This is a genomic window from Acidithiobacillus sp. IBUN Pt1247-S3 (assembly GCF_041146875.1).
Classification (GTDB): Bacteria; Pseudomonadota; Gammaproteobacteria; order Acidithiobacillales; family Acidithiobacillaceae; genus Igneacidithiobacillus.
Genome location: NZ_JBFRXP010000015.1, coordinates 10,722 through 34,662, shown reverse-complemented (window position 1 = coordinate 34,662; position 23,941 = coordinate 10,722). Strand labels below are relative to the sequence as shown.

Annotated in this window: 25 protein-coding genes; 22 read left to right on the top strand and 3 right to left on the bottom strand. The window is 59.2% G+C overall.

Features of this window, described 5'->3' with window-relative positions; translation table 11 throughout:
• Positions 1 to 3: 3 nt before the first annotated feature.
• The 7 genes from AB4090_RS10950 (at position 4) to tal (ending at position 5,712) form a co-directional block, all read left to right on the top strand.
• The gene (locus tag AB4090_RS10950) at positions 4 to 1,422 is read left to right on the top strand and encodes an RNA polymerase factor sigma-54 (protein ID WP_369573913.1); all 1,419 of its coding nucleotides are present in this window, start codon (positions 4 to 6) and stop codon (positions 1,420 to 1,422) included.
• A gap of 106 nt (positions 1,423 to 1,528) precedes the next feature.
• On the top strand, positions 1,529 to 1,867 hold the full coding sequence (gene raiA / locus AB4090_RS10945) for a ribosome-associated translation inhibitor RaiA (RefSeq protein WP_369573912.1): 339 nt from the start codon (positions 1,529 to 1,531) through the stop codon (positions 1,865 to 1,867).
• Complete coding sequence (locus AB4090_RS10940) at positions 1,864 to 2,310, top strand: PTS sugar transporter subunit IIA (protein ID WP_369573911.1); 447 nt, start codon at positions 1,864 to 1,866, stop codon at positions 2,308 to 2,310. Before raiA ends, AB4090_RS10940 begins: the two co-directional genes overlap by 4 nt.
• A gap of 56 nt (positions 2,311 to 2,366) precedes the next feature.
• A complete protein-coding gene (gene hprK, locus AB4090_RS10935) occupies positions 2,367 to 3,287 on the top strand; it encodes an HPr(Ser) kinase/phosphatase (RefSeq protein ID WP_369573910.1) in 921 nt (306 codons plus the stop codon).
• Positions 3,284 to 4,180: an RNase adapter RapZ gene (rapZ, locus tag AB4090_RS10930; protein WP_369573909.1), complete on the top strand. Its 897-nt coding sequence runs from the start codon at positions 3,284 to 3,286 to the stop codon at positions 4,178 to 4,180. Before hprK ends, rapZ begins: the two co-directional genes overlap by 4 nt.
• A gap of 5 nt (positions 4,181 to 4,185) precedes the next feature.
• The gene (locus tag AB4090_RS10925; protein ID WP_369573948.1) at positions 4,186 to 4,593 is read left to right on the top strand and encodes a PTS sugar transporter subunit IIA; all 408 of its coding nucleotides are present in this window, start codon (positions 4,186 to 4,188) and stop codon (positions 4,591 to 4,593) included.
• A 30-nt stretch (positions 4,594 to 4,623) separates the two neighbouring features.
• Positions 4,624 to 5,712 carry a transaldolase gene (gene tal / locus AB4090_RS10920; protein ID WP_369573908.1) on the top strand — a complete coding sequence of 363 codons (1,089 nt, stop codon included), beginning with the start codon at positions 4,624 to 4,626 and terminating at the stop codon, positions 5,710 to 5,712.
• On the opposite strand, the gene AB4090_RS10915 is transcribed toward tal, so the two are convergent.
• Together AB4090_RS10915 and AB4090_RS10910 are read right to left on the bottom strand one after the other, a co-directional pair.
• The gene (locus tag AB4090_RS10915; RefSeq protein ID WP_369573907.1) at positions 5,709 to 6,482 is read right to left on the bottom strand and encodes an enoyl-ACP reductase; all 774 of its coding nucleotides are present in this window, start codon (positions 6,480 to 6,482) and stop codon (positions 5,709 to 5,711) included. The two genes, tal and AB4090_RS10915, sit on opposite strands and share 4 nt — an antisense overlap.
• A gap of 27 nt (positions 6,483 to 6,509) precedes the next feature.
• Positions 6,510 to 8,363 (bottom strand): LysM peptidoglycan-binding domain-containing protein, encoded by a 1,854-nt coding sequence (locus tag AB4090_RS10910; RefSeq protein WP_369573906.1) that lies wholly within the window; start codon positions 8,361 to 8,363, stop codon positions 6,510 to 6,512.
• 283 nt (positions 8,364 to 8,646) lie between these two features.
• Here AB4090_RS10910 and gltX point away from each other — a divergent pair, with 283 nt between their 5' ends.
• From gltX to AB4090_RS10875, 7 genes are all read left to right on the top strand, one after another.
• Positions 8,647 to 10,041 (top strand): glutamate--tRNA ligase, encoded by a 1,395-nt coding sequence (gene gltX, locus AB4090_RS10905; protein ID WP_369573905.1) that lies wholly within the window; start codon positions 8,647 to 8,649, stop codon positions 10,039 to 10,041.
• 75 nt (positions 10,042 to 10,116) lie between these two features.
• Positions 10,117 to 12,054: an aconitate hydratase gene (locus AB4090_RS10900; RefSeq protein WP_369573904.1), complete on the top strand. Its 1,938-nt coding sequence runs from the start codon at positions 10,117 to 10,119 to the stop codon at positions 12,052 to 12,054.
• Positions 12,051 to 13,319: an NADP-dependent isocitrate dehydrogenase gene (gene icd, locus AB4090_RS10895; RefSeq protein WP_369573903.1), complete on the top strand. Its 1,269-nt coding sequence runs from the start codon at positions 12,051 to 12,053 to the stop codon at positions 13,317 to 13,319. Before AB4090_RS10900 ends, icd begins: the two co-directional genes overlap by 4 nt.
• Before the next feature lie 4 nt (positions 13,320 to 13,323).
• A complete protein-coding gene (gene sucC, locus AB4090_RS10890; protein ID WP_369573902.1) occupies positions 13,324 to 14,487 on the top strand; it encodes an ADP-forming succinate--CoA ligase subunit beta in 1,164 nt (387 codons plus the stop codon).
• A gap of 111 nt (positions 14,488 to 14,598) precedes the next feature.
• Complete coding sequence (gene sucD, locus AB4090_RS10885) at positions 14,599 to 15,474, top strand: succinate--CoA ligase subunit alpha (protein ID WP_369573901.1); 876 nt, start codon at positions 14,599 to 14,601, stop codon at positions 15,472 to 15,474.
• A 3-nt stretch (positions 15,475 to 15,477) separates the two neighbouring features.
• Positions 15,478 to 17,118 carry an NAD+ synthase gene (locus AB4090_RS10880; RefSeq protein WP_369573900.1) on the top strand — a complete coding sequence of 547 codons (1,641 nt, stop codon included), beginning with the start codon at positions 15,478 to 15,480 and terminating at the stop codon, positions 17,116 to 17,118.
• A complete protein-coding gene (locus AB4090_RS10875; RefSeq protein WP_369573899.1) occupies positions 17,115 to 17,453 on the top strand; it encodes a P-II family nitrogen regulator in 339 nt (112 codons plus the stop codon). Before AB4090_RS10880 ends, AB4090_RS10875 begins: the two co-directional genes overlap by 4 nt.
• A gap of 12 nt (positions 17,454 to 17,465) precedes the next feature.
• Here the strand turns inward: AB4090_RS10875 and AB4090_RS10870 are convergent, their stop codons facing one another.
• Positions 17,466 to 18,203 carry an outer membrane protein assembly factor BamD gene (locus AB4090_RS10870; RefSeq protein WP_369573898.1) on the bottom strand — a complete coding sequence of 246 codons (738 nt, stop codon included), beginning with the start codon at positions 18,201 to 18,203 and terminating at the stop codon, positions 17,466 to 17,468.
• A 28-nt stretch (positions 18,204 to 18,231) separates the two neighbouring features.
• Between AB4090_RS10870 and rluD the strand changes: the two genes are divergently transcribed.
• Genes rluD through def form a run of 8 tightly spaced genes read left to right on the top strand, consistent with a single transcriptional unit; the run spans position 18,232 to position 23,925 of the window.
• The gene (gene rluD, locus AB4090_RS10865; RefSeq protein ID WP_369573897.1) at positions 18,232 to 19,185 is read left to right on the top strand and encodes a 23S rRNA pseudouridine(1911/1915/1917) synthase RluD; all 954 of its coding nucleotides are present in this window, start codon (positions 18,232 to 18,234) and stop codon (positions 19,183 to 19,185) included.
• Positions 19,175 to 19,927: a peptidoglycan editing factor PgeF gene (pgeF, locus tag AB4090_RS10860; protein WP_369573896.1), complete on the top strand. Its 753-nt coding sequence runs from the start codon at positions 19,175 to 19,177 to the stop codon at positions 19,925 to 19,927. Before rluD ends, pgeF begins: the two co-directional genes overlap by 11 nt.
• Positions 19,924 to 20,469, top strand: a complete 546-nt coding sequence (locus AB4090_RS10855) for a cupin domain-containing protein (RefSeq protein ID WP_369573895.1) — start codon at positions 19,924 to 19,926, stop codon at positions 20,467 to 20,469. Before pgeF ends, AB4090_RS10855 begins: the two co-directional genes overlap by 4 nt.
• The gene (locus tag AB4090_RS10850) at positions 20,466 to 21,647 is read left to right on the top strand and encodes a RuBisCO large subunit C-terminal-like domain-containing protein (RefSeq protein WP_369573894.1); all 1,182 of its coding nucleotides are present in this window, start codon (positions 20,466 to 20,468) and stop codon (positions 21,645 to 21,647) included. The genes AB4090_RS10855 and AB4090_RS10850 overlap by 4 nt, the downstream gene beginning before the upstream one ends.
• Positions 21,640 to 22,272, top strand: coding sequence for a haloacid dehalogenase-like hydrolase (locus tag AB4090_RS10845; protein WP_369573893.1), 633 nt, complete (start codon positions 21,640 to 21,642; stop codon positions 22,270 to 22,272). The genes AB4090_RS10850 and AB4090_RS10845 overlap by 8 nt, the downstream gene beginning before the upstream one ends.
• On the top strand, positions 22,269 to 22,898 hold the full coding sequence (gene mtnB / locus AB4090_RS10840) for a methylthioribulose 1-phosphate dehydratase (RefSeq protein ID WP_369573892.1): 630 nt from the start codon (positions 22,269 to 22,271) through the stop codon (positions 22,896 to 22,898). Before AB4090_RS10845 ends, mtnB begins: the two co-directional genes overlap by 4 nt.
• Entirely contained in the window at positions 22,895 to 23,416 is a 522-nt protein-coding gene (locus AB4090_RS10835; RefSeq protein ID WP_369573891.1) for a glycine cleavage system protein R, read from the top strand. Before mtnB ends, AB4090_RS10835 begins: the two co-directional genes overlap by 4 nt.
• Positions 23,416 to 23,925 carry a peptide deformylase gene (gene def, locus AB4090_RS10830; protein WP_369573890.1) on the top strand — a complete coding sequence of 170 codons (510 nt, stop codon included), beginning with the start codon at positions 23,416 to 23,418 and terminating at the stop codon, positions 23,923 to 23,925. Before AB4090_RS10835 ends, def begins: the two co-directional genes overlap by 1 nt.
• Positions 23,926 to 23,941 lie beyond the last annotated feature (16 nt).

The window sequence follows — 23,941 nt, the reverse complement described above, 5'->3', positions numbered from 1 at the left end:
ATCATGAAACAGGGACTCGAACTTAAACTCGGTCAGCATTTGGCCATGACTCCGCAGTTGCAACAGGCGATTCGCCTCTTGCAACTGTCGACCTTGGATCTGCAGCAAGAAGTGCAGATGATGCTCGACAGCAACCCACTCCTCGATGAGGAAGAGGGTGTCGAGCTGGCAGCGAGCGACAGCCCGGCCCCGGCCCAGGAGGAACGTCAGCTCGACCTCGCGGCAGAGACCAACCTGCCGGAGGAGTTGCCTGTCGATAGCCAGTGGGACGATGTTTTCGACATGGGAAGCAGCGGTGCGGCAAGCGCAACAGCAGACGATGAGCTACCCGATTTTGAGGCGCGCAATAGTCGGGAGCAAAGCCTGCAGGACTATCTCCGTTGGCAGGCAGATCTCACGTTCTTCAGCAGCGAAGATCGCAGTCTGGCGGAGCTTATCATCGATGCTATCGATGATAATGGCTATCTTGCGGCAGATTTGGAGGAGCTAACGGAGACTTCCGGTCGCCCCATGGTGGAACTCGAAACGGTGTTGCTGCAGGTACAGGATTTTGATCCACCGGGAGTCGGTGCCCGCAGTTTGTGCGAATGCCTGTCTTTGCAACTGCAGCAGATCGAGGAAGAGAATGAGGCCCTGCTGCTTGCCCGCCGTATTGTCGCCGAACAGCTCGAGCTCTTGGCCAAGCATGACTATGTTCGCTTGGCACAGGCTTTGGACGCACGCGAGGAGGAACTGCGGGCTGCCATCGCCCTGATTGCGGCACTCAACCCCAAGCCGGGTGGCGAAATTGGCGCTGGCGATTCGGAATATGTCATCCCCGATGTTATCGTGCGCTGGATTGGCAAGCGTTTGCGCGTGGAACTGAATGCCGAGGCCATGCCACGTCTACGCATCAATCGACACTATGCCGATCTGTCCGGCGGGAAAGATGCCGCGCACCGTTACATTCAGGATCAGCTCAACGAGGCCCGATGGTTCATCAAGAGCCTGCAAAGCCGGCAAGAGACGATCTTGAAGGTGGCAACGGCCATTGTCGAACGGCAGAAGGATTTCTTCGCGAATGGACCGGAAGCGATGCGCCCAATGGTACTGCGGGACATTGCTGAGGCCGTAGAAATGCACGAATCGACGATCTCCCGGGTCACCAATCAAAAGTTTATGACCACCCCACGTGGGCTCTTCGAATTCAAATATTTTTTCTCCAGCCATGTCGGCACGGATCAGGGTGGTGCCGCCTCTGCTACTGCCATTCGCGCCGTGATCCTCAAAATGGTGCAGGTGGAAGACAGTCAGCACCCGCTCAGCGATGCAGAAATCGCCAAGGTTCTCGCGGAGCAAGGCATCCAGATCGCTCGCCGTACCGTGGCCAAATATCGTGAGGCCGCCAATATTCCGCCAGCCAGCCAGCGCCGACGTCTCTAGAAGGCGCACCCCCGCTTTTGCAAAGTCCGCCGAGGCGCTACACTGAAAGTGGAGCGGTAGAGCAGTGACGGACTCCCATAACTGCAACGAAAGCTAGGAGCTTGCCATGCAACTACATATCAGTGGGCAACACCTGGACCTCACCGAGGCCATCAAAAAACATGTGCACGAGAAACTCGGGCGCCTCGATCACTATTTCGACCGCGTCATCGACGGCCGGGTGGTGCTGAAATTCCTCTCTCACGAAAAACTGTCCAACGTGGTAGAGATCAGCGTCAGCGCCCCTGGGCACGATTTTCATGCGGAGGCACGCGACGCCAACATGTATGCCGCCATCGATCAATTGGCAGAAAAGATTGATGGCCAAGTGCGCCAATATAAAGAAAAACTGCAGCGGCATCGGGCTGGTCCTGTAGCTGCCGCCCTTGCCACAGAAAACGAATGACTATGGCTGCTTTGCCGCTCCCTGCAAAGGCCATTCTTCTCGACAGCCCGGCTACTAGTGCAGTAGCGACCTTAGAACAATTGGCAGAGATGCTGAGTGTTACGACTGGTGTTGAAAGGAAGCACATTTATCAAGCTTTGGCGGCGCGTGAGGCACAAGGATCCACGGCGTTAGGATCCGGGGTGGCGGTCCCACATGCGCGTCTGTCGGAGCTGGCGAGTACTGCCGTGGCGGCACTGCGCAGTCTCCAACCAATTGAGTTTTCAGCCCCTGATGGGGTCGGCGTCCGCATTTTTGTTGCCGTGTTGGTACCGGCGTCGGGTACCCTGGAACATTTGGAAATTCTTTCCCGTATCGCCGCTCGCCTAGCGCAGGACGACCTGCGGCAACAACTTCTTCAAGTCGCAGATGTCGACAGTTTTCGCTCCTTATTGCTCACTTGAGCACGGAAGGGTTCGGCAACACGCATTTTACCGAACTTCTTAGAGGATGGGGGTGCATGGACCGTAGTGTGAGTTTCACCCAGCTTGCCGCCGATTTGCATGCGGAACTCGGTTGGACGGTGTTGCACGTAGGCGCTGCGGGAACAGCGTTACGGGCAGATCCACAGCACGTTAGTGATGGGGCTGCGCTGGTTGGTTTCCTCAGTTTTATTCGTTCCCACCCGGTGCAGGTTCTGGGACGGGCCGAAATAGACTATCTGCATAGTCATCCCGAGCAGCTTTATCAAGTAAAAAGATTGCGCGTCCTCATTTTGGCAGAGGGAGTGGAACCCCCGCCGGAGTGGATGGCGGCTTTGATCAGCGAGGGCGTGAGTTTTCTCGTCTCGGAACTCCCAGCACGACGAATCCTCGTGCGCGTACAGCAATATCTGCAACGCGAGTTGGCGCCGCGCTGTTTGCTGCATGGCGTATTGGTTGATGTGTTGGGGGTAGGGGTCCTCATCCAGGGGGAGGCGGGTATTGGTAAATCCGAACTGGCTTTGGAGCTGGTTAGCCGCAACCACCGGCTCATTGCTGACGATAGTGTGCTTTGTATTCTCGAAGCACCAGGGGTGGTCACCGGCCATTGCCCTGCGGCCCTGAAGGATTTTATGGAAGTACGCGGGCTGGGAATCGTCAACATCCGCCAGCTTTTTGGTGCCGCATCGGTGATCGAATCCAAACGCCTGCGTCTGGTGATCGAGATTCGCGATATGGCGGAAATGGAGCTGGCTGACATGGATCGTTTGCAGGGGCAAGTCGACAATTGGGACATTCTCGGTGTGCCCTTCCCGCGCTTGCGCCTGCCGGTGAGTGCGGCACGCAACCTCGCAGTTCTGGTAGAAGCGGCGGCACGCGGCCACTATGTGCGCGAGTCCGGGGTAGACATGCTGGCCCTATTTGATCGACAGACACGCGAGGTGGGGCGCAGATTATGAGCAGCGCAGGCGATTTTGTCATCATTACTGGTCTATCCGGTTCCGGTAAAACGACGGTATTGCAAGCGCTGGAAGACCTTGGGTATTTCTGTGTCGACAATCTTCCCGCCACCCTCCTGCGCTCGTTACTGCAGGAGTTGACCCATCATCAACTGGATCCCTTGCGGGTCGCAGTCAGTATCGACGTGCGCAATCGCGCCTTTCTCGATGCCCTACCCGCGGCGTTACAGCAACTGCCCGATGAATGTGGTTTGCAGCCGCGGATATTGTACCTGGATGCCGATGATGAGACGCTGTTGCGCCGGTACAGCGAAACACGCCGCCGCCATCCCCTGAGTGATCAGGAGGCAGCCCCGGGTGCCGCGTTGCATCAGGTTTTGTTGCGCGAGCGTGCCCTTCTTGCCCCCTTGGTAAGTCTTGCCGATCGCGTACTGGATACTTCTCAGGTGCGCAGCCATTCCCTGCGTTTGCGGGTGCAGGCTTGGGCACGCGTGCCGCGGGTTCAGGGGTTGATTGTGTTACTGCAGTCCTTCGCCTTTCGCAATGGCGTTCCCGCCGATTCCGATTTCGTCTTCGATTTGCGCGCGTTGCCGAATCCTCACTATGAGGTGGAGCTGCGACCGTTGACGGGACGCGATGCCGCAGTGCGCGATTTCCTCGATCATCAGGATGCTGTACAGACGGCGCGCAGTAGTCTGGAGATCTTTCTGCAGCAGTGGCTCCCTCCCTTTGCACAGGATCACCGAAATTACGTCACCATTTCCATTGGCTGCACCGGTGGCAAGCATCGAAGCGTTTACATGGTCGAATCTCTGGCTAGATCCCTCGCGCGAGGCGGACAGGAGATTTTGGTCGAGCATCGAGAACTCGACATTCAGGAGCGTCATTCTTGAGCTTGGTGCGTGTGTTGTTGCTCACCCACGCTGGCCTCGGCGAAGTGCTGGTAGAAATTGTCGAGCATATCTATGGTGATCGCCCGCCAGGTCTGCTCACCCTGGCCCCCCACGGGGACGATCTCGCGCCGCTACGTGCCCAGTTGCAGGAACTGATCGATAGTGCCAACTGCGAGACCCCCCTGCTGATTCTCTGCGACATCCGCGGCGCCAGTCCCGCCAATGCCCTGCCCACGGAATGGGGCAACCCCTGGGTGCGCGCGATCTACGGATTGAGCCTGCCGATGTTGTTACGCGCCCTGTCGCGGCGCGCGCATTGGGATGCCTTGGCAGAAGAAGTGGCGCGGGGCGCCGCGGCGGCCGTTCAATGTCATCCAGAATCCACTGCAAAACGCATTTCTGCACTAGACTGATAGGCAGAGTTTCCTAGTAGGAGAAAGCCAATGGCAGATTTACGCGAAGTGCATGCGCGGCTGGGGCAGAGCCTGTGGCTCGATAACCTCTCGCGTACCCTGATTCATGATGGAATCCTGGCCCGCTACATTGCTGAGGACGGGGTGTCGGGCGTGACCTCGAACCCCAGCATCTTTCAAAAGGCCATTCACGAGAGCCCATACTACCAAGAGGATCTGGCGTGCCCGGCAGATTCGGCGGAACGCTTGTATGAGCAAATGGTCAAGGTGGATTTGCAGATGGCCTGCGACTTGCTGCAACCTACGCATGCTGCCAGCCAAGGGGATGATGGCTGGGTAAGCTGGGAGGAGTCGCCCCGCCTGGCCATGGACGAAGCAGCGACGGTTGTCGAAGCCGAGCGCTTGCGTGGCATCGTGCAGCGTAACAATCTCCTGATCAAAGTGCCGGCTACCCCGGCGGGCATCGCCGCCTTGCGTACGCTCATTGGTCGCGGAATTTCGGTCAATGTCACCCTCATGTTTGGCCTGCAGCATGTGCGTGAGGTCTTTGCTGCCTACCAAGAAGGTTTGGCAGCCTGGGTCGATGGTGGTGGTGATCCAAAACGGGTGAAGGCCGTAGCCAGTCTATTCCTCTCCCGCGTCGATACCCTGGTTGACCAGCAGTTGGAAAAGATCGGCAATGAAGCGGCATTGCGGCTGCGTGGAAAAGCAGCAGTAGCTGTGGCCAAGAAAGCCTATGCCATCTACCAGGAGACCTTTCACGGACAAGGCTTTTCCCGCCTCAAGGCGGCGGGTGGCCGGCCTCAGTATCTGCTCTGGGCCAGTACCAGCACCAAAGATCCGGCGTATTCCGACCTGCTCTACGTCGAGCCTTTGATGGGGCCAGAGACCATCAATACCCTACCCGACGCGACGCTAGGCAAATTGCGAGATCATGGGCATCTGGTAGCGCAGCTTGGCGAGGGGCTCGACGCGGCCGAGAAGACCTTGGCCGATCTCGCCGCAGAAGGCATCGACCTCAATGGACAGGTGGCGCCTCAGCTGCAGGAAGAGGGTCTTGCGGCGTTTTCTGCCGCCTTCGAAGCGATGCTGGACGAAGTGGAAAAGCGCCGTGCCTAAAAGCCGACGACGTTGTAGCCAGCGTCGACGTAGGTGATTTCTCCAGTGATTCCCGAAGCGAGATCGGAGCAGAGGAAGGCGGCGGCATTGCCAACTTCCTCCTGCGTCACATTACGCCGTAGGGGAGCATGGGCAGCGTAGTGGTCGAGGATGCTGCGAAACTCGCTGATACCACTGGCGGCCAAGGTGCGGATGGGTCCTGCAGAGATGGCGTTGACGCGAATCCCCTCTGGCCCTAAGGCATGGGCGAGATAACGGACACCTGCCTCCAGGCTGGCTTTGGCCAGTCCCATGACGTTGTAGTTGGCCATTGCCCGTTCGGCACCCAAGTAACTCAGGGAGAGGAGGGCACCATGCCGGCCTTGCATCAATGGCCGCAAGGCTTGGGCCATGGCGGTGAAGCTGTAAGAGGAAACTTCATGGGCAATACGGAAGCCTTCGCGCGTGGTAACGTCGACATAGTTACCCGATAGCTCGTTTTTTGGAGCAAACGCGGCGCCGTGGATGGCGATATCCAACCCGCCCCAACGTTGCTGTAGATCACTCACGACGGCGGAGACTTGTGCATCGTCCATCAAATCGAGTGCCAAGGGCGCCGGCGCGTGAATTTGTGCTGCCAAGTCTTCGACGCGGCTTTTTGTGCGGTCACTCTGGTAGGTTAACAGTACCTCAGCCCCTTCGCGCGCCATTGCTTGAGCGATACCCCAGCAAATAGAACGTTCGTTGGCGACGCCAACGACTAGAGCCTGTTTGTTCTGCAAAAATCCCATAAGATATCAATGCTCCGTGAGTTCCTGTCAACGCAGGAAAATAGTGAGGTGCTTACCCGGTTGTATGTCAGTAGCCGAGGCCAGACGGTTCCATTGGACCAAGGCGTGAGCTGAGACATGGAATTGTTGCGCAATCTGCCAGACTGTATCCCCCGGACGCACCACGTAGGTAGTGGCTTGCGGTGCGCTGGCCAGACGTTCCTGCTGCGGACTCAAGGCCGCTACCACCGTGCTACGATTTGGCAGACGCAAGACTTGTCCGGGATGCAATACGTTATTGCTGCCCAACCCGTTGAAAGATGATAGCGTATTTACGCTGACCCCGGCGCGTTGCGCAATCTGCCACAGGGTTTCGCCCGGACGAACGCGGATACTGCCGCCGCCCTGCCTGGCAGAATAGGTTGCCTGTTCTAGATGAGAGACTGGTAAACGCAATTTTTGTCCGGGATGGATAATACTCTGCGCACTCATGTCGTTGGCGCTGGCGAGCGTTGTCACGCTAACGCCAGCCCGTTGCGCCAGTTGCCAAAGGCTCTCCCCGGGACGTACGGTGATGTTCTTTGCATAACCGGTACTGATGGCTGCTGCGTTACCACCGTAGATAGTGAGGCGCTGCCCCACCTGGAGAAAGCGACCCGAGCGCAAATGATTCCAGTTCTCTAGATTATGCACCGAAACGCCGGTACGCAGAGCAAGTTGTGACAGGGTTTCGCCAGGACGGACCGTGGCGTAGTGCACGGCAGGAACGGGTCGTGCTGCTTGCACCGCGACGGCTGGCACGGGACTGGGTGCCGGAGTTTGCTGGGCGGGCATCTGCAACAGCGCGGTGCGTAGAGTTTTAGCCTTGTCTTTCGGCACCACTAAAGAATAGCCGGCTGGGGCTACTCCATAACTGAGGCCGGCATTCAGGTGCTGCAGCTCCGTCTCGGACACGTCCATCAAATGTGCAGCGACTTGTAGATTGACTCGCCGCGGGGTGTCGACTAGCGCAATGTGTGCGGTATTCGGGATGCTGGGTAGTGATACGTGATAGGCTTGGGCGTTTTGGATGACTTGGGCCAAGCCGAGCAGCTCTGCTACGTAATTCTCGGTTTGGCTGGGAAGGTTCAGATCCCAAAAATCCGTTGGCTGCCCCGCCGCGACATTCTGCTGGATTGCCGCAGAGACTGTTCCCTGCCCGGCGTTATAGGCAGCAATGGCAAGCAGCCAATTTCCGCCGAAGTAGTTGTACAAATAAGAGAGGTAGTCGAGCGCAGCATTGGTGGATGCGGTAAGACTGAGGCGGGGATCACCCCAACGCGTATTCTGCAAGCCAAAATTTCTTGCCGTGCCGGGAACGAACTGCCAAAGTCCCGCCGCCGCTGCAGGGGAAAATGCCTTGGGGTTGTAACCGCTCTCAATTGCCGGCAGCAAAGCGAGTTCCATCGGCAGGCCGCGTTCGTGTACCGCATTGGCAACGTAGTAGAGGAAGGGGCGGGAGTTATGCAGAATCTCTTCCAGTTTGCCCTGGTGCTGCAAAAACCAGCTGCGCCATTTCGCCACCCGGGGGCGGGAAACATCACTAATGCGGAATCCGGCAACTAAATTTTGCCAGATGCTTTCCTGTTGTGTCTCTAGGCTGGCGTCTGTGCGTTGCAGATTGTGGAATTCCTGCAAGAGCCCCGCACTATCACCGGCAGCATTCGCGGGGGCTAGTCCTGGCTCGTCCGCGTCCTGGCTCGGAGCTGTCGGACGATTGAGCTGTAATTTCGCGATTAATTGCGAAAGGGTTTGTTGATCATGGTTGGTGGCTGGAGAGGAAACGGTACCATTGTTGGCCCAGACCAGTGGCGATGCGAGCAGGGCGCAGCTCGTGGACAAGGCGATAACCGACTTTCGCATGTTACTCCTTCTTTGGTGAGGAGGCCTCAACTGTGCACCCTGACCAAATCTGCAGATTTTTCGTAAATATAAACAAAACGCTGGAACGCCCCTTCCGAGGATCGCACGCCTGATACTAGGGGCTACATCGATGCTCGTCAATGCTAATTATGCACTATCAGAATTTCCTATGGTCCGCGAGCGAGTTCGGGAGCCCGCGCCCGCGCGCGTAGTGGCCTGTGAGGCAACCCTGCTATGATTGGCGTATAACTCCACACAAGTTGCAAGAAAGGATTCAGAGTCGATGACCGTGCGTACCCGTTTTGCCCCGAGCCCCACCGGATATCTGCACATTGGCGGAGTGCGCACTGCGCTCTTCTCCTGGCTCCATGCGCGCCAGCATCGTGGCCAGTTCATTCTGCGTGTCGAGGACACCGACCTGGAGCGTTCGACGCCGGAGGCCACCGCCGCCATCCTAGAGGGTATGCAGTGGTTGGGCCTGGACTGGGACGAGGGTCCTTTCTATCAGATGCAGCGCATGGATCGCTACCGCGAGGTGCTGGCGCAGATGCTGTCGGCGGGGACCGCGTACCACTGCTACTGCAGTAAAGAAGAACTCGACATTATGCGTGAAGAGCAGCGCGCGCGCGGCGAGAAACCACGCTACGATGGTCGCTGCCGGCATCGTCACGAGGCGCGCGCGGGGGTCTCTCCGGTCATCCGCTTTCGCAGTCCCGATGACGGCGAGACTGTGGTCGAAGACCTAGTGCATGGGCGCGTGGTCTTTCAGAACAGTGAATTGGATGATCTCATCATTGCCCGGTCGGACGGCACCCCCACCTATAACTTTTGCGTGGTGGTGGATGACTGGGACATGGGTATCACCCAGGTCATTCGCGGCGATGACCACCTCAACAATACCCCGCGGCAAATGCAGATCCTGCAAGCCCTGGGCGCCACCCTGCCGCAGTATGCCCACGTACCAATGATTCTCGGACCGGACAAACAGAAACTGTCGAAGCGACATGGCGCGGTCAGTGTGTTGGAGTACCGTGAACAGGGTTTTCTCCCGGATGCGCTGCTCAATTTTTTGGTACGGCTGGGCTGGTCGCATGGCGATCAGGAAATTTTTACGCGTGCCGAAATGATCGAGCACTTTCGCATTGATGATGTGCACAAGGCTGCCTCTGCCTTTAACCCCGAAAAATTGCTCTGGCTCAACGCCCAGCATCTGCAGACTTTGGCGGCGGATGATCTCGTGCAGCGGTTACGTCCATACCTGGCCGGGATAGAGGGATCGGTGCTCGCAGTGGGGCCGCAACTGGCCCAAGTCGTACCTCTTCTGCAGGAGCGGTCGAAGACCTTGATCGACATGGCCGCCGCCGCAAAAATGTTTTATGTGGCACCCACGCAGGCGGAAGAAAAGGACCGCAGCAAACATCTGGCCGGGCAGGGTGTGTTGCTGCAAGCAGCAATGGACGCCTTGGCGCGGGTAACGGACTGGTCCGCCAGCGCGGTGCATGAGGTCTTGCAGGCGCTGGCGCAGGAATATGCTGAGGGCAAATTGGGCAAGGTTGCGCAACCGTTGCGAGTGGCCGTGGCCGGCTGTGCCGTTTCTCCGCCGCTGGATCAGACCCTGGCTGTGCTCGGGCGGGAAGAAACGCTGCGGCGATTGCAGCGGGCGCAACACTGGGTGTAATTACCCCTTGGCGTAGGCGGCGGCTTTTGTCATTATCGTTTCTTATGGATCGCCGCCTTGCCAAGGAGTTACCCCATGCCTAAGAACGTCACGCAAAAGATCATCGCCGCCCATCTCGTTAGTGGCGAGCTGCAGGCGGGCAGTCCCATCTCCATCCGCATCGACCAAACGCTGACTCAGGACGCGACCGGCACCATGGCCTATTTACAGTTTGAGGCGTTGGGCCTGCCCAAGGTGCGCACGGAGCTGTCTGTATCCTACGTCGATCACAACATGCTGCAGTCGGGCTTTGAGAATGCCGACGATCACCGCTTTCTGCAGAGCTTTGCGGCGAAGTATGGGATTCATTTTTCCCGTCCTGGTAATGGCATCTGCCATCAGGTGCATCTCGAGCGCTTTTCCAAGCCTGGGCGGACGCTGCTCGGTTCTGACTCGCATACGCCGACATCCGGCGGCGCTGGTATGCTCGCCATTGGCGCCGGCGGTCTCGACATTGCGCTGGCCATGGGTGGTTTGGCCTTCAATTTGAATATGCCGCAGGTGATCGGCGTCAAGCTCACGGGCCATTTGCAGCCCTATGTCAGTGCCAAAGACATCATTCTGGAAGTGCTGCGGCGCAAGACCGTTAAGGGCGGCGTGGGCAAGGTCTTCGAGTATTTCGGCCCCGGCGTTGCCAGCCTTTCAGTGCCAGCGCGTTCGACCATTACCAACATGGGTGCCGAACTCGGCGCCACTACTAGCGTCTTCCCCAGCGATAACGTCACCCGTTCCTATCTGAACGCGCAGGGCCGGGAAGCAGATTGGTCGGAATGGGTGGCGGATGAGGGCGCAAGCTACGATGAAGTGTTGGAAATCGATCTCGACAAACTCGAGCCCCTGATCGCCTGCCCGCACAGCCCGGATAATGTGAAGACCGTGCGTGAGGTGGCCGGTACGCCAGTGGCTCAGGTGGCCATTGGCTCCTGTACCAATTCCTCGTATACCGACTTGATGACGGTGTCGGCCATGCTCAAGGGCAAAGTGGTAGCGGAGGGCGTTAGCCTCGGCATCTCTCCCGGTTCGCGCCAGGTGATGGAGATGGTCACCCATGATGGGGGCCTGCTGAACTTTATTGGCGCTGGTGCGCGCATTCTGGAGTCCGCCTGCGGCCCTTGCATTGGCATGGGCTTTGCGCCCCCCAGCGAGGGCGTCTCTATCCGTTCCTTCAATCGCAATTTTTACGGGCGCTCGGGTACCAAAAATGCTTCGGTCTATCTGGCGAGCCCCGAGACCTGTGCCGCCTGTGCCCTGACGGGAGTGATCACCGATCCGCGCGATCTGGGCCTCGCCCCCATCCAAGTGGACCTGCCGGGACAGTTTCTGGTGGATGATCGCATGGTCATTGCCCCCGCCGGTGAGCCGGAAAAGGTTGAGGTGCTACGTGGCCCCAATATTGCCAAGCTGCCGGTGAACAGTGCCGCACCGGAAGAAATCCGCGGCAGCGTATTGATTCGCCTGGGTGACGACATCACTACCGACCACATTATGCCCGCCGGCGCCAAGGTTCTGCCCTTGCGTTCCAATCTGCCGGCTATCTCCGAGTATGTCTTCCATATGGTGGATGAGAGTTTCCCCGGTCGGGCAAAGAGCTCTGGCGGTGGCTTTATCGTTGCCGGGCACAACTACGGCCAAGGTTCCAGCCGTGAGCATGCGGCCTTGGCGCCCCGCTATCTGGGCGTAAAGGCGGTGCTGGTGCAGTCCTTCGCCCGCATCCACCTCGCTAACCTGATCAACTTTGGTATTCTGCCACTGACCTTTGTCGGTGCCGCCGACTACGAAAAGGTCCAGGCCGGCGACGAATTGGCATTGGATATTCGTGGGCTGGCTCTAGGCAAGAGCCTGGTGTTGCAGGATGTCACCCAGGGCATCGAGATTGCTGTACAGCCGCAGCTTGCCAGTGAGCGCGACCTGGAGCTGATCCGCAAGGGTGGGGCACTGTCCTGGGCCAGTGAGCAACTGGAGAAAACAGCATGAGTGGCGCGGCAATCCAGGTCGTAAATGGCAAGATTCTGGTTCCCAACGAGCCCATCATCCCCTTCATTGAGGGCGATGGCATTGGCGTCGATGTTACCCCAGCCATGCGCAGGGTTGTGGATGCAGCTATCGCCAAGGCCTATGGCAGCGTGCGCCGCATTCACTGGGAAGAGCTGTATGCAGGGCAGAAGGCGGTGGCGAAATTTGGCGCCGGGGTCTATCTGCCGGAAGAGACCATGGCCGCCATCCAGCGCTACCACGTGGCCATCAAAGGGCCTCTGGAGACGCCAGTGGGCGGTGGTATCCGTAGCCTTAATGTCGCCCTGCGCCAGGATCTCGACCTCTACGTCTGTCAGCGTCCGGTGCGTTATTTTTCTGGCACTCCCAGCCCGATGAAGCGTCCCGAAGATGTCGACATGGTAATTTTTCGCGAGAATTCGGAAGACATCTACGCTGGCATCGAATGGGCGGCAGGCACTCCTGAGGCGGAGAAGGTCATTGCCTTTCTGCAGAACGAGATGGGGGTCAAAAAGATTCGCTTCCCCGCCACTTCTGCCATTGGTATCAAGCCGGTGTCGCAGGAGGGCTCGGAACGCTTGATTCGCCGTGCCATTGATTACGCTCTGCAGCATGGGCGCAAGTCCGTCGCCCTGGTACACAAGGGCAACATCATGAAGTTTACCGAGGGTGGCTTCCGCGATTGGGGCTATGCCTTGGCAGAGCGGGAGTTTGCGCCTCAGGTCTTTACCTGGCGCCAAAAGGCAGTCATCACCAAGGCCGAAGGTAAAGAGTCGGCGGCAGCTGCCGAAAAGGCTGCCGTGCAGAGTGGCAAGTTGGTGATCAAAGATGTCATTGCCGACAATTTCTTGCAACAGATCCTCCTGCGGCCGCAGGATTATGATGTGGTTGCCACCTTGAATCTGAACGGTGACTATATCTCCGATGCCTTGGCCGCGGAGGTGGGTGGTATTGGCATGGCACCCGGCGCGAACCTGTCGGACACCCATGCGATTTTCGAGGCCACGCATGGCACGGCCCCAGACATTGCCGGGCAGGGCAAGGCCAATCCCAGCTCCCTGATTCTCTCGGGTGTGATGCTCCTCGAACATCTGGGCTGGCTGGAGGCGGCACAGGCCATTACTGCGGCGATGGAGGGGTGCATTGCGGCGGGCGAAGTAACCGGCGACCTGGCTAGTTTGCAAGGAAATACCGGTCTCTCTACCAGCGAGTTTACGGCGGCGCTCTTGCGCCGTATCGAGGCATGACAGATTGAATTTGCATGAATATCAGGCCAAGCGCTTACTGGCCGAAGAAGGGGTGCCGGTACCCAAGGGAATACCGGCCTTTTCCGTCAAAGAGGCCATCAACCAGGCGCGCGCCCTAGGCGGTCGCGATTGGGTGTTGAAGGCGCAAGTGCATGCCGGTGGTCGCGGTAAGGCTGGTGGGGTGCAGCGAGTGCAGAGCATTGCCGCGGTAGAGGCTGCCGCGCAATCCTTGCTGGGCAAGCGCTTGGTGACGGCACAAACCGGCCCCGAGGGGCAGCATGTGGCGGCTTTGCTCATCGAAGAACCGAGCCAGATTACCCGAGAATTCTATCTTGCCTTGTTGGTCGATCGCGCAGCAGCGCGGCTTACCTTTATTGCCTCGGCTGAGGGTGGCATGGAGATCGAGGCGCTGGCGGCGACTCGTCCCGATGCCATTCAACGCATTGTGCTCGATCCTGGGGTGGGCTTTCTGCCCTATCAGGCGCGTGACCTGGGCTTTGCCTGGGGCCTGCCGGCCGCGGCCGTGCAGCAATTGGTCAAGGTGATGCAGGGAATGTACCAGTTGGCCCGGCGTCTTGATGCGCAGATGGTAGAGATCAACCCCCTGGCTTTGACCGCGGAAGGCAAGGTTCTCGCCCTCGATGCCAAGGTGGTGATGGATGATAACGCCCTCTACCGTCATGCCGAATCTGATGAGCTCTTCGATTCCACCCAGCAAGATCCGCGCGAGATTACCGCGCGGCAGTTTGGCCTGAATTACATCTCCCTCGATGGCAATATTGGCTGCATGGTCAATGGTGCGGGGCTGGCCATGGCGACCATGGACCTGATCAAGCTGCATGGGGGCGAACCTGCCAATTTCCTCGACGTGGGTGGTGGTGCGGCCGCCGATAAGGTGACGCAGGCCTTCAAGCTCATCCTTTCAGATCAGCGGGTAAAGGCCATTCTGGTCAACATCTTCGGTGGTATCACCCGCTGCGATCTGCTAGCGCAGGGCATTATCCAAGCGGCCAACGAGGTCGGCATTCACCTGCCGGTGGTGGTGCGTCTGGAAGGCACCAAGAAGGAAGAGGGGATGACAATGTTGCAGGAAAGTGGTCTGCGCTTGATCACCGCCGAGGGGCTCACCGATGCGGCTTGTAAGGCGGTAGAGGCGGCCCGGGTTTGATGTGGACGTCAATGGCGTTCGCTTACCAAAGTTTTGGCGGCCGCTGTTGTTTTTTCCCGTTGTGGGCGAATTGATCATCAGCGCCCGGTTACTCTTTTTCGGAATTCATTCATGAGCATTCTTCTCAGCCACGAAACCCGCGTCATCTGCCAGGGGTTTACTGGCAAGCAAGGCAGTTTTCACTCCGAACAGGCCATCGCCTATGGTACGCGTATGGTGGGCGGCGTAACGCCGGGCAAGGGGGGCACAGAGCATCTTGGCTTGCCGGTCTTCGATACCGTAGCACAAGCGGTAGCGGCTACGGGGGCCGAGGCGACGGTGATTTATGTGCCGTCGCCCTTTGCCGCAGATGCCATTATTGAGGCAGCAGCGGCGGGAATCGAACTCATCGTCTGCATCACCGAGGGCATTCCAGTCTATGACATGCTGCTCGTCAAACAATACCTCGCCCAACATCCGCACGTGCGTTTGATCGGCCCTAATTGCCCGGGTGTCATTACCCCTGGGCAGGCCAAGATCGGTATCATGCCCGGCTCCATCCACCTGCCCGGGCGCGTGGGCATCGTGTCGCGCTCAGGCACCCTGACCTACGAGGCGGTGGAGCAAACGACGCGCCTCGGCTTGGGGCAGAGTAGCTGCGTTGGCATCGGTGGAGATCCCATCATTGGTATGGACTTTGTTTCGGTATTGCGCCTCTTCGAGGCCGATGTGCAAACCGAGCTGGTGATCATGGTCGGGGAGATCGGCGGCCGTCTGGAAGAAGAAGCGGCGGAGTTCATCAAACGCGAGATGAGCAAGCCGGTGGTGGCTTTCATTGCTGGCTCTACGGCGCCCAAGGGCAAGCGCATGGGGCATGCCGGTGCCATCATTGATGGCGGCGCAGGTACGGCAGCGGCCAAGTACGAGATCCTGCGCGCCGCCGGGGTGCACTGCGTTCCGTCGCCAGCGGAGCTGGGCCGCCAGGCGGCGGCCCTCTTGGGCGCCTGAAATATGCGCATAGCCCTCGCCCAGTGTAATCCGCGGGTTGGGGATGTGGCGGGCAATGCCGCGCAGATTTTGGCGTTGGCACAAGAGGCCAAGGGCCAGGGGGCAGGGCTGCTCGTGGCTCCAGAGCTGGTGTTGTCTGGCTATCCACCGGAAGATCTCTTGTTGCGCAAAGATTTTCTCGACTGCTGTGACCGGGCATTAGACGGCCTTGCGCGTGCTTGCCCCCTGCCTTTGGTGCTTGGACATCCCCTGCGCTGTGATGGACGTCTGTATAACGCCGCCAGTCTGCTGCGCAGTGGCCGGGTAGAGGCGAGTTATGCCAAGCACTGTCTGCCCAATTATCAGGTATTTGATGAAAAGCGTTATTTCCATCCCGGTGATGGGGAACTGATCTTCAGCGTAGATGGGCTACGTTTTGCTTTGCGCATCTGTGAAGATCTCTGGTGCCACGAGATGCCGCTGCTTAGCAATCCTGGCAATGCCGATGCCGTTCTGGTGCTCAATGCCTCGCCCTTTCATCGCGCCAAACAGGCCGAGCGTGAAGGCATTCTGCGGCAGCGAGCGCAGGAGGCGGATGCCGCTGTTCTCTATGTCAATCTCGTGGGTGGGCAGGACGAATTGGTCTTTGATGGCGGTTCCTGTGGCGTCGATGCGCAAGGACGATTGTTTGCCCGCGCCCAAGCCTTTGCAGAAGAGCTGCTCTTTGTGGAGGTCGAGGAAGAGGCGGGCAGCAATAGGCAATGGCAGGGTGCCGCCCTGGCGCCAGAGCTCGAACCCGTTGCCGAAACCTATACTGCGTTGCAGACCGGATTGCGCGACTATGTGCAGAAAAATGGCTTTGCTGGTGTGGTGTTGGGTCTTTCCGGAGGTATCGATAGTGCGCTGACCCTGGCCATTGCCGCCGATGCCCTGGGCGCGGAGCGGGTACACGCCCTGATTTTGCCGTCGCGCTATACCGCGGCGATGAGTATCGAAGACGCCGAGGCGGAGGCAAAAAGCCTTGGGGTGGGCTACGACATCATCCCCATTGATGAGCTGTTTGCCGCCTATCTGGAGACCCTGGCACCGGTCTTCGCTGGTCGTTCTGCCGACGTTACCGAGGAAAACCTCCAGGCACGCATCCGCGGCGGCCTGCTCATGGCCTATTCCAACAAATTTGGCCATCTCTTGCTGAGTACCGGCAATAAGAGTGAAATGGCAGTGGGGTATGCCACCCTCTACGGCGATATGGCTGGCGGTTTTGCGCTCATCAAGGATTGTCCCAAGACGCTGGTCTACGACTTGGTGCGCTATCGCAATGGGCAGGGTAGGGTGATCCCGCAGCGTGTTCTCGAGCGCCCGCCCTCGGCAGAGCTGGCGCCGGGGCAGACCGACCAGGATAGTCTGCCGCCCTACGATGTCCTCGACAGCATTATCCATGCCTATATCGAGCGGGGTGAGGGGCGAGCGGAGATTATTGCGCGTGGAATTCCGGCAGAAATGGTCGAGCGGGCCCTGCGTCTGATTGACCGTGCCGAGTATAAAAGGCGACAAGCCGCGCCGGGGGTGCGCATTAGCCCTCTGGCGTTTGGCAAAGACCGTCGCTACCCTATCAGTAACGGCTTCCGCACTTGGGATCCGGATTGTTTACAGGAGCAGAGATGAAAAAGATTGAAGCGATCGTCAAGCCTTTCAAGTTGGATGATGTCCGTGATGCCCTGCAGGAGATGGGGATTGCCGGCATGACGGTGACCGAAGTGAAGGGTTTTGGCCGTCAGAAAGGGCACACAGAACTCTACCGCGGTGCCGAATACGTGGTCGATTTTCTACCCAAGTTGAAGTTGGAAGTGGTGGTCCCTGATGCTCTGGTCGATCGCGCCGTCGACGCCATTGTCGAATCCGCGCGCACCGGCAAGATCGGTGATGGCAAGGTCTTCGTGAGCGAAGTCTCGCGCATCATCCGTATCCGTACCGGCGAAGAGGGTGACGAAGCGGTCTGAGCGGCGTAAGGCTCAGCCGAGCTTTTGCGTGTATTTCCCTTTTGGATAGTTGTAGCGCAGGATCGCTGCGGTGTTCTGCGCTAAGTGGCCCAGATTGAGGTGTTTGTAGGACTGATAGAGATAGTACAGCGCCTCTTCGCGTGCTGGGCTCAACTGGTATTTGGTCACTACCTCAGAGCAGCGATTGGCAGATGCTACATAGGCGTCGCGCACATAGTAAAACTTGCAGATGTCGAGATTGCGCTTGCCCAGTAGGTCGATGATCTTTTCCATGCGCAGGCGAGCGTCAGCGGCATAGGCGCTCTTCGGCCAGCGCTTGACCAAGGTTTCGAACGTGGCGAAGGCTTGGTGCAGGGGTACCGGGTTCCAGTTTGCCCCCTCAATCGCCTGATACTCAGAAATCCCTTTCAGATACCAAGCATAATCCACATAGGGGTTGACCGGGTGCAGCTTAATGAAGCGCTCGGCTGCGGCGGTAGCTGCCTTGGAATCGCCTTGTTTATAAAAACTGTAGGCAGTGTTCAACTGCGCCTGCTCGGCATACGGGCCATAGGGATACATGGCCTCGAGGTCCTGATAGTCCCGCACCGCGCTACCATAGTCGCCGCGATCCTGGGCGTTTTTCGCCGTCTGGTACATGGTAGCCGCGGCCTCATGGGAGTCCAGCAGTTTGTCGTGGTGATTGTCCGAGGCACAGCCAGCGGCTGCCAGGGTAAGAACTGCAACAACGAGTAGTGAGCGCTTGCGCATGCCAGACAATGATCTATAGTGACGAGCCATGGAAGCCGATACTACGGAAATTGCACTGGTTTTGCCAGAGGAAAAGGCAGGGGAGCGTCTCGATAGCCTGCTCGCGGAGCTGCTGCCGGAAGTCAGCCGCAGTCGTATTCAGGAATTGCTGGGGGCAGGGGAGATCCTCGTCAACGGCGAGAAGCTGCGGCCAAGCCAGCGCGTGCAGGGTGGTGAGGCCGTGTATTTGCGCCTACCGCCGCGCGAGCCAGAGCATTGGCGCGCGGAAAAGCTGCCGCTGCAGATCGTGCATGAAGATGAAGAGATTCTCGTCCTCGACAAGATCGCTGGCATGCTCACCCACCCAGGCGCAGGACACCCGGGGGGCACCCTGGCCAATGCCGTGCTCGCCCATTGCCCAGGCAACAGCAAACTTCCGCGTGCGGGTATCGTGCATCGTTTGGACAAAGACACTAGCGGCCTGCTGGTGGTCGCAAAAACCGAACATGCGCGCCAAGACCTTACGGAACAGTTGGCCGAGCGCAGTATGCACCGGGAATATATCGCCCTGGTGCAAGGAGTGATGACCGGTGGCGGGCGGGTAGAGGCGCCAATCGGCCGGCATAGTCAGGATCGTTTGCGCATGACCGTACGCAGCGATGGACGTTTTGCCCGCACCGACTACCGTCTACTCGAGCGCTTCCCCCGCCATACTCTGTTGCGTCTGCGTTTGGCGACCGGTCGCACGCACCAGATTCGCGTACACATGCGCCACATCGGTCATCCTCTGGTCGGCGATCCCGTCTATGGTGGGCGCAGCATCGTGCCGCCCGGTCTCGACGCCGCCGCGCTTGTCACCTGGCGTGCCTTCCGCCGCCAGGCCTTGCATGCCTGGCGCCTGGAGCTTGAGCACCCCGCCGATGGCGAACTCTGCGCCTGGGAGAGTCCGCTACCGGCGGATATGGAGGGATTGCTGACGGTGTTACGCCACCGTGTCTCCTGAGCCACAATTCCTCGCCCTCGACTGGCCCTTTCCGGCGGGTGTTCACGCCGCCTTCAGCACGCGCCAAGGGGGCTCTAGTCAAACACCCTGGGAGTCCTTCAATCTTGCGGACCATGTGGGGGACGCCCCCGATGCCGTCGCTGCTAATCGCCGCCTGTTGCGAAACCGGTTGGCGCTGCCAAACGAGCCGCTCTGGTTGCAACAGGTGCATGGAATCGATATTGCGCACTGGGAAGCCGAGAGCACGCCGCTTGTCCCGCCCAAAGCGGATGCTGCGCTTGCTTGCAATCCCGGCGCTACTCTCGCCATCCTCACGGCAGATTGTTTGCCGGTATTGGCGGCCTCGCGAGATGGCCGCGTGATTGCCGCCCTGCATGCCGGCTGGCGCGGTTTGGCGGCGGGAATTCTGGAGGCGGGAATGCGCGCTATGCAGGTGGCGCCTGAGGAAATTTTGCTATACTTGGGCCCCGCTATTGGGGCGCAGCGGTATGAGGTCGGGGCAGAGGTGCGCGCGGCTTTTTTGGCGCATTCGCCGCAGGCGGAACTGGCTTTTCGTCCGCATGGCGGGCGCTATTTGGCGGATCTCTACTTGTTGGCGCGACAGCGTCTTGCCGCGCTCGGAGTGACGGCGATTTATGGTGGTGAACACTGCACCTATACTGAGGAAAAGCTCTTCTTTTCCTATCGTCGGGATGGGCAGTGTGGACGCATGGCGTCGTTAATTTGGCGGGAGGGGCAATGAAATCCTGGCAATGGGGAGATACGACAGCTGCGTCGACGGATGCGGATCTACTGGCGGATCATTTAGAGCCGTTGGGCGTTCGCCTGCGCTGCTATCCTGTGGCCAGTGCGGCGGCGCCGATGCTTGCACCGGCGCAGCTTGATGCGAGCGGGCAGGAGCAATTGCTTGGCGCTCTCGATAGCGTTTTTCAAGAGTTGCAGCGCGAGCGTGGTTATCAGGAGCGTGATTTAGTGGTTCTCTACCCCGAGCACCCCTTGCTTGCCGAACTTGATGCCAAGTTTTGTCGTGTGCATATCCATGAAGATGAAGAGGTGCGCTATATTGTCGATGGCGAGGGCGTCTTCGGCTTTGTCTTGCCCGATGCGCGTCAGATCGAAGTGACAGTAGATGCTGGGGATTACATCGACATCCCGGCTGGCGTCGAACACTGGTTCCGCCTCAACGCGCAGCAACGCATTAAGGCGGTGCGCTATTTCAGTGCCCGTGGCGGTTGGCTGCCGGTCTATCAGGAGCGTGCCATGCAGGAATTTCCGCGCCCATGAGCGCCGCCCGGATCGAAGTCGACTACCGCTTCCCGTCTGGGGTCAACGCCGAAAAACAGGCGCAGATCCTGGCTGTTGGCCAGACCGCGGGCTCTTGGGACGCGCGTTTTCAGCATCGTGACGATATCCTGCGTAGTCATCTCGGCGAGATATTGCGGATAGAGCAAAACGTGGATGGCAGTACCCAGGCAACGGTCGCCTTCCCACTGGGCAATGTCGATGGCGGTATCGGCAGCCTGCTGACCATGATCTTTGGCAAATATTCCTTGGGAGGTGCGGCTAAGGTTGTTGGCCTGCGGCTACCCGAGGATTATGGCGTGCGGCCGCGCTATGGCTTGGCAGGCATCCGCAAGCGCCTGAATATCATGGACCGTCCCTTGTTCATGGCGATCTTCAAGCCCGCTCTAGGACTTTCTGCAGACGACCATGCGGAGATCCTCGCCGAAGTGGCCCTCGCCGGTCTCGACATCATCAAAGATGATGAGATCCTGCCCAACCTTGCCGGGGCGCCGACCCTGGAACGCTGGCGGGCCTGTGCACCCATTCTCGAGGCACGGCGCGATCGCCTCGGGCGGGACCTGCTCTATGCCGTGAATCTTTCGGGCAACGCCAACGAATTGCAAAAACTTGCCCGCCAGTTAGTGACAGAGGGTGCCAATGCCCTGTTGCTCAATGTGCTGGCGTATGGTTACCCGGTGCTCGAGGCCCTGGCCGCCGATCCCGAGATCGATGTCCCCATCTTCGCCCATCCAGCCCTGGCGGGAGCCCTCTCGGCGGCGCCGGACTACGGCCTGTCCTACGCGCTGACCCTGGGTACGCTGATGACCCATGCTGGTGCCGACGCGGTCCTCTATCCGGCGCGCTATGGCAGTCTGCCCTTTCCGGCCGCCGAAGAGCACGCCATCCGCGATGCGCTGCGCGGGCGTGGCGTGGCACCGGTACCTTCGGCGGGGGTGCACCCTGGCATCCTGCCGCAAATCTTGGACGACTACGGCAGCGAGGTTATTCTCAATGCCGGTACCGGAATCATGGACCATCCAGCGGGGCCGGCGGCTGGGGTGCTGGCCTTTCACGAGGCCTGGGAGCGTTGGCAGACGGGCGACTCCTTTGCGCCCTCGGCCATCCCCGCCGGGCCCTTGCGTAGCGCCGTTGACAAGTGGGGCAGCGCGCATGGCTGAGAAGCTCATTTTTTGTGATTTCGATGGCACGATTCTGGTGGAAGAAATCTTCCATGATTTGATGCAGCAGTTTGCCCCCGAGGCGAGCGCCCGTGTCCTACCCGAGATCTTCGCTCTTAGAACTACCTTACAGGCCGGCTTGCGTGAAGTATTAGGGACGATCCCGAGTAGCCGCTGGCCGGAGATGGAGGCGTTCGTCACCCAGAATAGCCATCTGCGCGCAGGGTTCCCGGAATTGCTTGCTGCTCTGCCCCGCCTCGGCTGGTCCCTGCTGGTGGTGACTGGTGGCTTTACGCGCATGGCGGAGCGCGTCCTCGCCCCGCTGCGCGCACAAATTCAGGCCATTCATGGACTGGAGATCGACCTTTCCGGACCCCACCTGCGCGTATTTTCTCCCTGGGAGGATGACGAGGAATTGGTGGTCAAGCGTGCCATCTATGCCCAGTATCATCCGCAAGCGGCGATCTGTATCGGTGACTCGGTAACCGATCTGCGTTTGGCGCGGGAGTGCCCGCGGGTCTTCGCCCGCGATCGTCTGCTCGGCTATCTGCGCAATGAGCAACGTCCCTGTACGCCATTCCAGGATTTTTTTGACATACTGCATGCCCTGGAGGCGCAGTCGTGAACGATGATGACTTGCGTGGCGCTCTGGCCGCGGCAGCACGGGATTTCCATGGTCTCGGTTGGATGCTGGGCACCGCCGGGAACCTGTCGGCGCGCCGTGTCGATGGCAGCTTCTGGATCACCGCCAGTGGGCGTGCCAAGGATGCCCTGACCCAAGAGGACTTTGTGGCTATGGATCTGGCGGGCCAGATACAGGAAACAGTGGCCGGGCGGCGCCCGTCGGCAGAGACCAGTATCCATCAGGTCATCTACCGCCATCTGCCAGCAGCGCAGGTGGTGTTTCATGTGCATTCGGTCGAGGCCAATCTCTGCGGGCACTTCGCCTGCGACGGGCAACTGCGTCTGCCGCCCCTGGAAATGCTCAAGGGCCTGGGCGTGGCGGACGCCGAGCCGGCGGTTGATCTACCGGTCTTTGCCAACCATGTCCGGGTGGCGCAGATAGCCGAGAACATGGACGCCGCCTTTGCCCAAGCGCTGCCACGGGTGCCTGGTGCGCTCATCCATATGCATGGAGTGACTGCCTGGGGCGACAATTTCGCTCAGGCACGGCATCATCTCGAATTGCTCGAATACTGTTTTCGTTATTTGACCCAGGCCCGTCTCCTGGGATTGGGAGGAGAGTCATGAGTCAAGCCTTGCTAACTGTCATTGGCGAAGATCGTCCGGGTATCGTCGCTGCCGTCACCCAAGCCCTCTACACCGCCGATTGTGCTATTGGCGATGCCTCGATGATGCGTCTGGGCGGCTATTTCACCATCATGCAGGTGATTGAGTACAGCCGAGATTTTGGTGCAGTAGAGGCAGCCCTCGACCCGGCAGTGAAACGCCTGAGCCTGCGCGTGCACCTCGACCCGATCTCTAGCGTTGCGGCGCAGGAAGACGTCGCCAATGTGCGGGTAACCGTCTATGGCGCCGACCATTCCGGCATTGTTGCCAGTGTGACCGAGGCATTGGCGAAAATTGGCTTCAACATCATCGATCTGGAAAGCGAAAAATCCGGTAACCCGGAACGCCCGATCTACGTGATGATCATCCAGGGCTCGGCACCCCAGGGCCTAGAGCAGGTGCGCCAGATTCTTGAGCCGCTGAAGGCGGAGCAGGGGGTCGAAATCAGCGTGCATGCCATCGATACGGCATTGCTCTGATGGCGCTGCTTCCCATCCTCACCTATCCCGATCCGCGACTGGCGCGTCCGGCATTGCCAGTGACGGAGTTCGACGACGAACTGCGTAGCTTTGTGGCGGATTTGACAGAGACCATGTACGCCGGTCCTGGCGGTGTGGGTATTGCCGCGCCCCAGGTCAATCGCTTGCAGCGCATTGTTATCGTCGATGTGCGCCCCAAGCTTGGCGACGATTGTCACGGCCTAATGGTCTTGATCAACCCAGAGCTGGTCGGGTGGGAAGGCATGGCGGTAGGGCGCGAGGGCTGCATGTCGGTGCCGGACTTTACCGGCAACGTCATCCGCGCCGAGCGGGTGCAGCTGCAAGCCCAGGATGGCGAGGGTCGCGAGCGCGTCTACGAGTGCGAGGGCTTTGAGGCGCGTGCGGTGCAACACGAGATGGATCATCTCGATGGCCTGCTCTTTCTGGACCGCCTGGTTTCGCGCAAGACTGACCTCTTTCGACGCAAGAACTATCAGAAAAAGAAATAAAAAAGGCCCCGTATGG